The following is a 12604-nucleotide window of genomic DNA, read 5'->3' as shown; positions in this document are numbered from 1 at the left end:
CGCACGCCCGGTTGAACCGGGCTCGGCGAGGGTATCGACCCGCAATGACCGCCGAACAGACCCCACGACCATCCAGAGTTCTCGTCACCGGTGCGACGGGCTATCTGGGTGGCCGGCTCGCCCCACGCCTGCTCGACGCCGGCTACACGGTGCGAGTTCTGGCCCGTAACCCCGACAAGCTTCGTGGCGTCCCGTGGGCCGAGAAGGTCGAGGTCGCGCAAGGCGATCTCGGAGATCGTGATTCGCTGAAGTCGGCGTTCGCCGACGTCGACGTCGTCTACTACCTCGTGCACTCCATGGGGACGTCCGGTCACGACGACTTCGCGAAAACCGAACGGGAAAGCGCGGAGAACGTCGCGGCGGTGGCCGCCGATGCGGGCGTCGGCCGCATCGTCTATCTCGGCGGGTTGCATCCGCAGACCGGCGATCTGTCTCCACATCTGGAGTCGCGCGCAGAAGTCGGCCGAATTCTCATGGAGTCCCCGACGCCGACGCTCGTGCTGCAGGCAGGTGTCGTCATCGGGTCGGGTTCGGCGTCGTTCGAGATGATCCGGCACCTGACGAATCGCCTCCCGGTCATGACGACACCGCGCTGGGTGCACAACCGAATTCAGCCGATCGCGGTACGGGACGTGCTGCACTATCTCCTCGGCGCTGCCGAGGCGAAGCTGCCGCAGAGTCGTGCGTACGACGTCGGAGGACCGGATGTCATGGAGTACGGCGAGATGATGAACATCTACGCCGACGTCGCGGGGCTTCGCCAGCGACGCATCCTGGTTCTACCGGTCCTCACCCCGCGGCTCGCCGGGCATTGGATCGGGTTGGTGACCCCGATGCCGCGTGGACTCGCTATGCCCCTCATCGAGTCGCTCCAGTACGACGCCGTGGCACACGAACACGACATCGATGACGTCGTCGACCGGCCGGAGGGAGGTCTCACACCCTACCGCGAGTCCGTTCGCCTTGCGTTGCGCAACATCGAGGAAGGGGAGACGGAATCGTCGTGGGCGGATACGGTCACCGCACCCTCGGATCCGCTCCCGTCGGACCCGCACTGGGCGGGGGAGGTCGTCTATTCGGACGTCAAGGGTGCATTCCTCGGAACGGAACCCAGCGTCATTCGTCGCAGGCTGGGGGACGTGATCCACTCCGACGACACGAGAGGCTGGCGGCTCGACGACGACGGATCCGACGACGTTCGGTTGCGTTCGACCGCGCGGATCGCAGGCACCGCATGGCTCCGTTACCGCGCGACCTCGGCAGGAGGGGGAACACGTGTGGAGCAGCGCATCGACTACTTTCCCCGCGGTCTCGCCGGCCGGGCGGTCTGGTACGGGTCCTTCCCGCTCCGCAAGGTGCTGACCGGACGCATGTTGGCTCGGGTCGTCGGCGACATCGACCGGGCCTGACCGGAGACGAAGGCCACGCCGAGATATCGGGATGATTCTTCGTGGGTCGCTTGTTACACTGAAGAGCCCGAGCAAGGTGCTGGGGACGTACGGGGCTGAACGGTTTCGACTCTGTATGTTGAGTCAGGGGAAGCGTGTCGGTGCAGGCGAGAGACCACCGTAAGCGTCATCGCAAACATATAAGCGCCGATTCCAATCAGCGCGACTACGCACTCGCTGCCTAAGTAGCGACTGCGTGTCTGTCAGTCCGGATTCGCCCTCGGTCCGGGTACTGGCATCAGCTAGAGGGCTTACCGAATCACTCGGCTACGGAGTGGTGAGGAACATCAAACAGTGGCTGGGATCGTCATCCTGACTTGTTTGCGAGATCGGGAGATCCAAGTAGAGGCATAGCAAACTGCACACGGAGAAGCCCTGCCGATACAGCGGAGGACCCGGGTTCGATTCCCGGCAGCTCCACTGAAACAGCCGGGCCGGAGAGCGAAAGCTCACCGGCCCGGCTTTTTCGTGCGTAAGGGTTCGTTGTGTGTCTCCACAGACGTAGCCCACGTCACATCGGTACAGAACCCAACCCGGGGCCGCCTCGGTGCCGAATAGCGGATATGAGCAACAGCCCACGACCGAGATTGTGGACGGGTCCGTCACCGAAGTCATCGACACCGGTGACGTGTGTCGTACTGGTTCTGCACGGCGGAAAGGTGTCGAGCGTCAGACGCAGCCGGCCGTGGCATCTGTCGGGAATTCGCATGTGGCAGTTCACGTGCGCGCTTCGACGCGCAGGCCGGTCCGAGGGCGTCGTCGTCGCTCAACTCCAGTACCGATTCCGCGGATGGAACGGGGTGGAGCAGAGCCCCGTCCAGGACGCGCGGTGGGCGCTTCGGGAGATTCACCGTGATCACCCGGACGTTCCCGTCGTGGTGGTCGGCCATTCCATGGGCGGCCGGACGGCTGCCGCCGTCGCCGACGATCATCTGGTGAGTGGCGTGGTCGCGTTGGCGCCCTGGTGGCCCGACGGAGGTGAGCTGAACGCGATGCGAGCGAACCAGGTCGTGCGCGTCGTGCACGGCGCCGACGACACGTGGACCGACCCGGTGCGGGCGCGCCGCGAAACCGAGGCTGCCGCCGAGCGGGGTGTCGACGCCCGATTCGTGTCGATGCCGGGCGGGCACTTCATGATTCGCGGTGCGCGCCGATGGGTGCGCATCACGCAGGAGTTCGTCATGGCCGCCGCCGGACGGTCGACCGCGGACCGTGACGAGGCGACGCGATGACCACTCGTTCCATCGCCGTCGTCGGTAGCGGCGTGGCGGGACTGACCGCTGCGTACGTGTTGACCAAATCGGCGCGAGTGACGTTGTTCGAGGCCGACTCCCGGCTCGGTGGGCACGCGGACACGCACATGGTCGACGGTCCGGACGGGCCGACCGCAGTGGACACCGGCTTCATCGTGCACAACGACCGCACGTACCCGACGCTGCTGCGGTTGTTCGCCGAACTCGAGGTGCCGACGCAGGAGTCGGACATGAGCATGTCGATCCGATGCGACGGCTGCGGCCTCGAATACTCGGGCGGACAGGGACTCCGCGGGATTCTGCCGTCGGTGCGCACGGCGACGCGCCCGCGCTATCTCGGAATGCTCGTGGAGGTCAAGCGATTTCACCGCGAGGCGACGGCTGTGCTGCAGTCCGATTCGCCGGACCGTGACGAGACGCTCGACCGGTTTCTTCGTCGCGCCAAGTTCTCCGATTACTTCACGTCGCACTTCATGGCGCCGTTGGTGTCGGCCGTGTGGTCGTGTGACCCGGTCACCGCACTGAACTATCCCGCGCGTTATCTGTTCTCGTTCCTCGACCACCACGGAATGCTCAGCGTCTCCGGGTCGCCGGTGTGGAGGACGGTCACCGGCGGATCGGTCGAATACGTACGGCGAGTGGCGGAGCGCATCGACGAGATCCGCGTGTCCACGCCGGTCCGAGCCGTCTATCGCCACGACGACGGCGTCGACATCAGGGACGACGGTGACGAGCTACGACGGTTCGACGCGGCGGTCGTGGCGGTGCATCCGCAGCAGGCCCTGAAGATCCTGGCCGAGCCCACTGCACTCGAACACGCGGTGCTCGGCGCCATGCCCTACTCGGTCAACCGAACTCAACTGCATTCCGACGAATCGGTACTGCCGACGACGGAGCGGGCGCGTGCGTCGTGGAACTACCGAATTCCCGATTGTGGTGCCGCACCGGACACCGTTCTGGTCAGCTACGACATGACTCGACTGCAGCGACTCGGCGGACCGCGTCGATACCTGGTGACGTTGGGCGGATCTCATCTCGTCGATCCTCGGAAGGTGGTGGACGAGATGACCTACGAGCATCCGCAGTACACGCCGGAATCTCTTGCGGCGCAGCGACGGCTTCCCGAACTGGACAGCGACACCGTCGCGTTCGCGGGTGCCTACCACGGCTGGGGTTTCCACGAGGACGGCGCGAGATCGGGGCTCTCCGCGGCGGAACGGCTCGGCGGACGATGGACGTGACGGCGTCGAACGCCATCTACTCGACCACGATCGAGCACGTACGGACAGCGCCGCTTCGGAACAGGTTTCGATACAGGAGCTACAGCTGGTTCGTAGACCTCGACGACCTGCCTCGCTTGCATCGGATGGCGCGGCCGTTGGCGGTGTTCGATCCCCGCGACCACATCGGCGACCCGACGAAGTCCATCCGCGCGAACATCGACGCGTTCCTCGCCGAACACGACATCGATCTACGCGGGGGACGAATCACGATGTTGGCCAACGCCCGGGTGCTCGGGCACACCTTCAACCCGCTCAGTGTGTTCTGGTGCCACGACCCGGAGGGGAACGTGAGGTGTGTCGTCGCCGAAGTGCACAACACGTACGGCGAACGGTACGCATACCTGCTCCACACGGACGCCACCGGCCGTGCGCGTACGCGCAAGGAGTTCTACGTGTCTCCGTTCAACGACGTCGACGGTGAGTATCGGATGAGGCTCCCCGAACCCGACGACGCGCTTCGGCTGTCGATCGTGCTCGAGCGAGAAGGGTCGCCGCCCTTCGTCGCGACCGTCACGGGCTCGCGTCGTGAAGCGAGCACCCGTGCAGCCGTGAAATCCGCAGTCGCGGTACCGCTCGCGCCGCTGCGGGTGGTGATGCAGATACGACTTCAAGGAATTCGTCTGTGGGCGAGGGGACTTCCCATCCGTCCACGCCCGCGTGTTTCGACAGTAGGAAAGGCAATCCGATGACGACAACGCTGACGCGACACGTCTCGACCATCGACCGCGACGTGTGGCCTGGGATCGCGTGTGCCCCTGCCGGGGTGAAGGCCACGGTTGCCGGGCCCATCGCGGATGCTCTGTTTCGCCGTGCGGTGAACCGCCTTCCGATCAGGGTCCTTCTGGAGGACGGCACGCTGATCGGTGGTGGTACCGCGGAATCGCCGCTGATGACGATCCGGCGGTCCGCGGACTTCGCGGCCCGTGTCGGAGACAGTGGACTCATCGGGTTCGGCGAGGCGTACATGGCGGGGGACTGGGACGCCGAGGACCTCACTGCCGTTCTCGAGGTCTTCGCGACGCGCATGGCCACCCTGATTCCGACGTCACTGCAGCGCCTCCGAGGACTGTACGTTGCGAAACCGCCACGCACCGAGCGCAATACGACGAAGAACACGCGGTCGAACATCTCGCGGCACTACGACCTGTCCAACGATCTGTTCGAGTTGTTCCTCGACGACACGATGACGTACTCGAGTGCGCTCTTCGCCTCGACCGGGACCGTCGACGACGGGGAATCACTCGCCGACGCCCAACGTCGCAAGATCGATCGGCTACTGGACAAGGCCGGAGTGGGCGAAGGAACCCGTGTGCTGGAGATCGGCACGGGGTGGGGCGAACTCGCGATCCGCGCAGCTCGGCGCGGCGCGACGGTGCGGTCGGTCACGCTGTCGACCGAACAGAAAGACCTGGCGGACAAGCGCATCGCAGCGGCCGGATGTGCCGAGCGTGTTCAGGTGGATCTGCTCGACTACCGGCTCGTCGACGGAGAATACGACGCGGTCGTGTCGGTCGAGATGATCGAGGCCGTCGGACATCAGTACTGGGGCACGTACTTTCGGACGATCGACCGCGTTCTCGCGCCGGGCGGACGCGTCGCCATCCAGGCGATCACGATGCCGCACGATCGCATGCTCGCCACCAGGAATACCTATACGTGGGTGCACAAGTACATCTTCCCCGGCGGATTCCTGCCGTCGATCCGGGCGATCGAGGAGGTGACCGAGCAGCACACGAGTTTGCGTGTGCGCGAACGATTGTCGATGGGGGATCACTACGCTCGCACGTTGCGTCACTGGGATCGAGCGTTCGGCCGCAAGTCCGAGCACGTCGCCGAACTCGGATTCGACAGCGTGTTCGCCCGAATGTGGCATTTCTATCTGTGCTATTCCGAGGCAGGCTTCCGGTCGGGGTACCTCGACGTCCAACAAGTCGTGCTCGATCGAAGGAGAGGCGAATGAACACCACTGCACCGACCGGCGTCGCGCCACGTCTGGCCGACCTTCTCGCGCCGTTCGTCGGGGGCGAGCTTCCCGTTCACCTCGAGGCGTGGGACGGCAGCGTCGCGGGTCCGGAGAGCGCTCCGCACGTTCGCGTGAACAGTCCGAGCGTCCTGCGTCGATTGCTGTGGAGCCCAGGGGAACTCGGGGCCGCGCAGGCGTACGTCACCGGGGAACTCGACGTCGACGGCAGTATCGCCGACGCGCTGGATCACGTGTGGTCCGAAGTGCGTTCGCGTGATCTGACGGCTGTGCGTCCCACGCCTGCGGCGCTGGTGAAGCTGGCGAAGCTCGCGAAAGACCTGGGCGCGCTGGGAAAGCCGCTTGCACCCCCACGCTCGCAGGCCGTCATCAAGGGGCGACTGCACTCGTTGCTGCGCGACCGGGCCGCGATCAGTCACCACTACGACCTGTCGAACGACTTCTACGAGTTGGTTCTCGACTCGCACATGGCGTACTCGTCCGGCTATTGGACGTCCGATGCACCGGACTACACCCTCGACGACGCCCAGCGGGACAAGCTCGATCTGGTCTGTCGCAAGATCGGGCTCGACGCCGCACCGGGGCAGCGGTTCCTCGACGTCGGATGTGGTTGGGGGTCACTGAGTCTGCATGCCGCCGAGCACTACGACGCACGCGTCGTCGGCGTCACGATCTCGCGGGAGCAGAAAGCGTTCGTGGACAAGCGCATCGCGAATCGCGGACTGCAGGACCGTGTCGAGATCAGGATTCAGGACTACCGCGAGATCCCGGACGGCCCGTTCGACGCCGTCGCGTCGATCGAGATGGGTGAGCACGTCGGCGAGAAGAATTATCCGACGTACGCGGCTGCGCTGTTCTCCAATGTCCGACCCGGCGGACGTGTGCTCGTGCAGCAGATGTCGCGCAAGGAGGGGGACAACCCCGGAGGCGGCGCATTCATCGAATCGTTCATCGCACCGGACATGTACATGCGACCGGTGGGACGAACGGTCGCGATGATCGAGGAATCCGGACTCGAGGTACGCGACGTCCACGCGATGCGGGAACACTACGTTCGCACCGTCGACGTGTGGACCGAACGGTTCGAGGCTCGCTGGGACGACGTCGTCGCGCTCGTGGGGGAGGAAGTCGCCCGGGTCTGGCGCCTCTACCTCGTCGGCGGCGGCATGGCGTTCCGGGACGGTCGCATGGGCGTCGACCAGATTCTCGCGGTGCGACCGGATGAGTGTGGGCACGTCGGCATCGAGATGGTGCGCCCACAGTGGGTGGGCGCGAGACCGTGACGTCGTTCGAATGGTCCGATTTCCTGGTCGTCGCGCTGAGCAGTGCTGCTGCGACCGCGGTGCTGATGATCGTGACTGCGGTGATCGGGTCCCGCATCGGTCGGCACAACGTCGTCGACGTGACGTGGGGCGCCGGCTTCGTGCTCATCGCGGCCGTCGCGGCTGCGGTCGGCACGGGTGAGCTGTGGCGCCGGCTCGTGCTGGCTGCCGTCGTCGCACTCTGGGGACTGCGACTGGCGTCGCACATGTTCCAGCGCTCACGCGGGAAGGGCGAGGACCCGCGGTACGAGGAGATGTTGTCGAAGGCGTCCGGCAACCGCACCCTGTATGCGCTGCGCAAGATCTATCTGACCCAAGCCCTCGCGTTGTGGTTCGTGTCGCTGCCGATCCAGGTGTCCTCGGTGGCACACGGCTCGGTCGTGGTCGTTGCACTCGTCGGAATCGTCCTCTGGGCCGTCGGGCTCACGTTCGAGGCCACGGGCGACGCGCAACTGAAGGCGTTCAAGGCCGACCCGTCGAACAAGGGCAAGGTCATGGACCGCGGTCTCTGGTCGTGGACGCGTCACCCCAACTATTTCGGCGACGCGTGCGTGTGGTGGGGCATCTACCTGATCGCGGCGTCGGCGTGGCCGGGCGTCGTCACGGTGCTGTCACCCGTGGCCATGACGTACTTCCTCGTCTTCGCAACCGGTGCCCGGTTGTTGGAGAAAAGCATGTCGCAGCGGCCCGGATACGAGGAGTACCAGCAGCGGACCAGCTACTTCCTTCCGCGCCCTCCGAAGTAGCCGTTCCGCTCTCGGGACGCCACCACGAGAAAGTCGGTGCGGGCAACTAGTGTTGACCGCAGGCGAATCGAGCAAGGCAGAGGGAGGCGCATCGTGGCGCACGACAGAGCAGGAACCGTGGCCCTACCGGAGGATCTCGTCGACCTTCCGCACCTGGTGACGGCGTACTACTCGCGCACGCCCGACGTGTCCGACCCGGGTCAACAGGTCGTCTTCGGTACCTCGGGACACCGCGGTTCCAGCCTGGACGGCGCATTCAACGAGGCCCACATTCTCGCGACGACACAGGCAATCGTCGAGTACCGGGCATCGCAGGGCATCACCGGCCCGTTGTTCATCGGCCGCGACACCCACGCGCTGTCCGAACCTGCATGGACGACGGCCTTGGAAGTGCTTGCCGCCAACGACGTCTCGGTTCTCGTCGATTCCGGGCAGGGATACACTCCGACGCCCGCGGTCAGTCATGCGATCCTGCGACACAACGCATCCGGGCCGTCGGCCCAGGCCGACGGCATCGTCGTCACTCCATCGCACAACCCGCCGCGCGACGGTGGGTTCAAGTACAACCCTCCGCACGGCGGTCCGGCCGACAGCGACGCGACGAAGGTCATCGCGGAACGTGCGAACGCACTGCTGAAGAACGATCTGGCCGGAGTGAAGCGAGTATCGCTCGCCACGGCGCTGCGTACGACGGTGGGCGAGTACGACTACCTCGGCAGCTACGTCGACGATCTGCCGGGCGTCGTCGATCTCGACGCCATTCGGGCTGCGGGCGTGCGCATCGGGGCCGATCCGTTGGGCGGTGCCAGCGTCGACTACTGGACCGCGATCGCCGAACGTCACAACCTCGACCTCACCGTGGTCAATCCGCTCGTCGACGCCACCTTCCGGTTCATGACGCTCGACACCGACGGCAAGATTCGCATGGATTGCTCGTCGCCGAACGCGATGGCGTCGCTGATCGCGGCGCGCGACAGCTACGACATCGCGACGGGTAACGACGCCGACTCCGACCGCCACGGGATCGTCACACCCGACGGTGGTCTGATGAACCCCAACCATTACCTGGCCGTTGCCATCGACTACCTGTTCACCCACCGGCCGGGCTGGTCGCCCGCGACGAAGGTCGGCAAGACGCTGGTGTCGTCGTCCATGATCGATCGCGTCGTCCAGGGGCTCGGCCGGTCGTTGATCGAGGTCCCGGTCGGCTTCAAGTGGTTCGTGTCCGGGCTCGTGACCGGCGACCTCGGTTTCGGTGGCGAGGAGAGCGCCGGAGCGTCGTTCCTGCGCGCCGACGGCAGTGTCTGGACCACCGACAAGGACGGAATCATCCTCGCGCTGCTGGCGTCGGAGATCACCGCGGTCACCGGCAAGACCCCGTCGCAGCGCTACGGCGATTTCACCGCGCAGTACGGCAATCCGGCGTACGCGCGCGTCGACGCGCCCGCCACTCGCGAGCAGAAGGCAGTTCTGGCCGCGCTGTCTCCCGACCAGGTCACCGCGACCAGTCTCGCCGGCGAGAAGATCACCGCCACCCTGACCGCAGCGCCCGGCAACGGAGCGGCGATCGGCGGATTGAAGGTGACGACGGAGAATGCGTGGTTCGCGGCGCGACCGTCGGGGACCGAGGACGTGTACAAGATCTACGCAGAGTCCTTCCACGGTGAGAAGCACCTGGCCGAAGTTCAGTCCGCCGCGAAAGAACTCGTGTCGCAGGCTCTGAAGGAATCGTGACGAGTTCGAACCCTTCGAGCTCTTCGGAACGCACGGATCGACTTCCCTCCGAGATCTGGGTCCTCGTCTCGGCGAGCTTCGTCATCGCGCTGGGATTCGGCATCGTCTCGCCTGCGTTGCCGCAGTTCGCTACCGAGTTCGGCGTCGGCGTCGTCGCGGCGTCGGCGGTCATCAGCACGTTCGCCGCGATGCGATTGGTGTTCGCGCCCGCGAGTGGAGCACTCGTGCAGAAACTCGGCGAGCGGCCCGTCTACCTGACGGGCCTGCTCATCGTCGCCGCGTCCACGGGTGCGTGCGCGGTCGCTCAAACCTACTGGCAGCTTTTGATCTTCCGTGGCCTGGGCGGTATCGGATCGACGATGTTCTCGGTGTCGGCGCTCGGCCTGCTGATTCGTATGAGTCCGCCGCAGAGCCGTGGCCGGGTATCGGGCATGTACGCGACGAGCTTCCTGATGGGGTCGATCGGGGGCCCGCTGGTCGGCGGCGCTCTCGTCGACTTCGGTCTGCGCGTGCCGTTCGTCGTCTACGCCGTCGCTCTCGTCGTCGCCGCGGCGGTCGTCTTCTTCAGTCTCGGAAAGGACGCCGGACGACAAGACGAACACGACTCGGCCGTGCCGGTGATGTCTCTGCGGGCTGCGTTGAAGGTGCCCGCGTACCGAGCGGCGCTCTCGTCGAACTTCGCTATAGGGTGGGCGGTCTTCGGCGTACGTGTCGCGCTGATTCCGTTGTTCGTCATCGAAATACTGGACCGGTCCGCTGCCGTGGCTGCGATCGCGCTCGCGGTGTTCGCGGTCGGCAATGCGCTCGTCCTGATCGGGTCGGGTCGTCTGTCGGACGTACGCGGGCGGAAGCCGTTCGTCGTACTCGGTCTCGTCGTCTCGGCGGCAGGCACAGCGGCCATCGGTCTGACCGACCACATCGTCCCGTTCATGATCGCATCGTTCGTGGCGGGCGTCGGATCCGGAGCGATGACGCCGCCGCAGCAGGCGTCGGTCGCCGACATCATCGGTTCGAAGGCGCGCGGTGGTCCCGTGCTGTCGACCTTCCAGATGGTGGCGGACGTCGGCGCGATTCTCGGTCCGGTGATTGCAGGCGCCGTCGTCGAACATTATTCGTACGGAGCGGCTTTCGTCATGTCCGGCGTGATTCTGTTCGTCGCGGCGGTGTGGTGGATGTGCGTTCCCGACACCCTGGATCGATCGAAACCGGCCGAACGCGCGTCGTGACGAGTCGTCGACGCACGTAGATCCGTACTATTCGGACTGTGAGTCAGAAGAGACCGTCCAGCGTCAAGCACACGCCGCAACCCACCTCCAGCACGTCCACCTACATTCTGGCGGGCGTCGCGCTCGTCGTCGTGGTGATCGTTGTCGTCGTCGCAATCCTGTGGCAGCGCGGCGGAGACGAACCACGCAACGACGGATACGGTTCCGTCAAGAACGCCGACGTGGCGCTGACGGTGCAGGACGGCGGGGTCGTTCAGCTCGCACGGCCGGGCGCAGCCACGACGGTCGATCTCTTCGAGGACCCGATGTGCCCGTTCTGCGGCCAGCTCGAGATCAAGCACGGTCAGGAACTCGCGCAGAAGATCGACGAGGGCGCCGTCGCCGTCCGCTATCACATGGTCGTTCTGCCGGGCCTCGACGCGGTGTCGGCGAGCGGCAACTATTCGAGCCGCGCGGCGGCCGCGTCGCAGTGCGTTGCCGCCTCGGAGAACGCGGTTGTCTATTCGGCGTTCCATTCAGGGCTTTTCGCGGCGGATTTCCAGCCCGAGGAGAACGCGGACTCGGACCGGTCCGATTCCGAGCTCGCCGATCTCGCGCGTCGCAGTGGCGCGTCGGATGTCACGGCCGAGTGCATCACGTCGGGCGCGATGACCGAGCAAGCGGCAGCCGACGCCGACGGTGCCCGTGAAGCTCTGGCGGCAACCGGGGCTGCGGGGACCCCGGGCGTACTCGTCGATGGTTCGCTCGTCGACGCGCTCCGGGACTCCGGCTGGGTCGAGTCGATCGGCTGACGGCGACCGCGGCTCCGACCAGCTGATTTGTAGCTCCAAGTCGGCATGGTGTAACTTCGTTCAAGCAAACGCACTGCGGTGCGGGAGCGAAGTACGGGGCTATGGCGCAGCTGGTAGCGCACCACACTGGCAGTGTGGGGGTCAGGGGTTCGAGTCCCCTTAGCTCCACTCGAACACAAGCTTCACCGAAAAGGGAGTCACCGCGAGGTGACTCCCTTTTCTGGTCTCACGCTCGTCTCGAACTGCAGAGACGTCGGCGATCCCGCACCCCTGTCGTCGACGCCTCCGAGTCCGACCCGAGTCGGGTGGCTACGTCAGTGCGCTGCGTCGAAAGCGTTCTCGACGTCGGCTGGAATTCGGCCTCGCGCCGAGATCGCGTAGCCGTTCGCTTTCGCCCATTCTCGAATTGCCTTGGTCTGATTGGCGTCGCGTTTACCGCCCGCAGTCGTCGTCCCGACCGACTTCTTGGTTCGTTTTCCACCGACACGCGCCGAGTGATCGATGTAGTAGTTCAGTTTGCGGTGAAATTCTTTCGCGTTCTTGTCGCTCAGGTCGATTTCGTAGTCGACACCGTTGACGGAGAATGCAATGTGTTCGCCGCCCGACTCGATGGGCTTGTCATCGATATCGTCGACGAGTTGAACATAGACTTTCTTGGCCATTTCCGAAGTTCTCCAATGATGTTTTCGGGGTGCGTCGGTGCGAACGAAACGACTATACGACTGCGATCCCGAATAATCCATGCACGGTCTCCATCAGAACGTTTTTCTTTCCGACGCGCGATCCGAAATAGCAAGATCGCGGAACGGAACAATTGCGA

Annotated in this window: 11 protein-coding genes, 1 tRNA gene and 1 other RNA gene; 12 read left to right on the top strand and 1 reads right to left on the bottom strand. The window is 65.2% G+C overall.

Annotation, left to right across the window (positions count from 1 at the left end; translation table 11 throughout):
- Positions 1 to 44 precede the first annotated feature (44 nt).
- The 12 genes from A3K89_RS02540 to A3K89_RS02485 all read left to right on the top strand — a co-directional run bounded on the left by A3K89_RS02540 (position 45) and on the right by A3K89_RS02485 (position 11952).
- Positions 45 to 1409 carry an SDR family NAD(P)-dependent oxidoreductase gene (locus A3K89_RS02540; protein WP_068421361.1) on the top strand — a complete coding sequence of 455 codons (1365 nt, stop codon included), beginning with the start codon at positions 45 to 47 and terminating at the stop codon, positions 1407 to 1409.
- Between the two features lie 91 nt (positions 1410 to 1500).
- Positions 1501 to 1871: a transfer-messenger RNA gene (ssrA, locus tag A3K89_RS02535) on the top strand.
- A 140-nt stretch (positions 1872 to 2011) separates the two neighbouring features.
- Positions 2012 to 2680 (top strand): alpha/beta fold hydrolase, encoded by a 669-nt coding sequence (locus tag A3K89_RS02530; protein ID WP_068421358.1) that lies wholly within the window; start codon positions 2012 to 2014, stop codon positions 2678 to 2680.
- Positions 2677 to 3942, top strand: a complete 1266-nt coding sequence (locus A3K89_RS02525; protein WP_068421355.1) for an NAD(P)/FAD-dependent oxidoreductase — start codon at positions 2677 to 2679, stop codon at positions 3940 to 3942. The genes A3K89_RS02530 and A3K89_RS02525 overlap by 4 nt, the downstream gene beginning before the upstream one ends.
- Positions 3933 to 4673, top strand: coding sequence for a DUF1365 domain-containing protein (locus A3K89_RS02520; RefSeq protein WP_068421352.1), 741 nt, complete (start codon positions 3933 to 3935; stop codon positions 4671 to 4673). Before A3K89_RS02525 ends, A3K89_RS02520 begins: the two co-directional genes overlap by 10 nt.
- Entirely contained in the window at positions 4670 to 5944 is a 1275-nt protein-coding gene (locus A3K89_RS02515; protein WP_068421349.1) for an SAM-dependent methyltransferase, read from the top strand. Before A3K89_RS02520 ends, A3K89_RS02515 begins: the two co-directional genes overlap by 4 nt.
- Positions 5941 to 7248 carry an SAM-dependent methyltransferase gene (locus A3K89_RS02510; RefSeq protein ID WP_068421346.1) on the top strand — a complete coding sequence of 436 codons (1308 nt, stop codon included), beginning with the start codon at positions 5941 to 5943 and terminating at the stop codon, positions 7246 to 7248. The genes A3K89_RS02515 and A3K89_RS02510 overlap by 4 nt, the downstream gene beginning before the upstream one ends.
- Entirely contained in the window at positions 7245 to 8033 is a 789-nt protein-coding gene (locus A3K89_RS02505; protein ID WP_068421590.1) for a DUF1295 domain-containing protein, read from the top strand. The genes A3K89_RS02510 and A3K89_RS02505 overlap by 4 nt, the downstream gene beginning before the upstream one ends.
- Before the next feature lie 93 nt (positions 8034 to 8126).
- Positions 8127 to 9767 carry a phosphoglucomutase (alpha-D-glucose-1,6-bisphosphate-dependent) gene (gene pgm / locus A3K89_RS02500; protein WP_068421343.1) on the top strand — a complete coding sequence of 547 codons (1641 nt, stop codon included), beginning with the start codon at positions 8127 to 8129 and terminating at the stop codon, positions 9765 to 9767.
- Entirely contained in the window at positions 9764 to 10993 is a 1230-nt protein-coding gene (locus A3K89_RS02495; protein ID WP_068421340.1) for an MFS transporter, read from the top strand. Before pgm ends, A3K89_RS02495 begins: the two co-directional genes overlap by 4 nt.
- 38 nt (positions 10994 to 11031) lie before the next feature.
- Positions 11032 to 11784 carry a DsbA family protein gene (locus A3K89_RS02490; RefSeq protein ID WP_068421337.1) on the top strand — a complete coding sequence of 251 codons (753 nt, stop codon included), beginning with the start codon at positions 11032 to 11034 and terminating at the stop codon, positions 11782 to 11784.
- 95 nt (positions 11785 to 11879) lie between these two features.
- Positions 11880 to 11952: transfer RNA gene (locus A3K89_RS02485), tRNA-Ala, on the top strand.
- 146 nt (positions 11953 to 12098) lie between these two features.
- Here the strand turns inward: A3K89_RS02485 and A3K89_RS02480 are convergent.
- Entirely contained in the window at positions 12099 to 12446 is a 348-nt protein-coding gene (locus A3K89_RS02480; RefSeq protein WP_068421335.1) for a histone-like nucleoid-structuring protein Lsr2, read from the bottom strand.
- Between the last annotated feature and the right edge of the window lie 158 nt (positions 12447 to 12604).

The organism is Rhodococcoides kyotonense (assembly GCF_001645385.1).
GTDB classification, from domain to species: Bacteria; Actinomycetota; Actinomycetes; order Mycobacteriales; family Mycobacteriaceae; genus Rhodococcoides; species Rhodococcoides kyotonensis_B.
Note: the sequence above shows the minus strand (reverse complement) of the source record. Positions and strands in the feature narration are given on the sequence as shown.

What these genes read in the sequence shown, in the direction of transcription:
- A3K89_RS02540 (WP_068421361.1), top strand. Translation starts at nt 45, where the DNA reads ATGACCGCCGAACAGACCCCACGACCATCCAGAGTTCTCGTCACCGGT.
- A3K89_RS02530 (WP_068421358.1), top strand. Translation starts at nt 2,012, where the DNA reads ATGAGCAACAGCCCACGACCGAGATTGTGGACGGGTCCGTCACCGAAG.
- A3K89_RS02525 (WP_068421355.1), top strand. Translation starts at nt 2,677, where the DNA reads ATGACCACTCGTTCCATCGCCGTCGTCGGTAGCGGCGTGGCGGGACTG.
- A3K89_RS02520 (WP_068421352.1), top strand. Translation starts at nt 3,933, where the DNA reads ATGGACGTGACGGCGTCGAACGCCATCTACTCGACCACGATCGAGCAC.
- A3K89_RS02515 (WP_068421349.1), top strand. Translation starts at nt 4,670, where the DNA reads ATGACGACAACGCTGACGCGACACGTCTCGACCATCGACCGCGACGTG.
- A3K89_RS02510 (WP_068421346.1), top strand. Translation starts at nt 5,941, where the DNA reads ATGAACACCACTGCACCGACCGGCGTCGCGCCACGTCTGGCCGACCTT.
- A3K89_RS02480 (WP_068421335.1), bottom strand. Translation starts at nt 12,446, where the DNA reads ATGGCCAAGAAAGTCTATGTTCAACTCGTCGACGATATCGATGACAAG.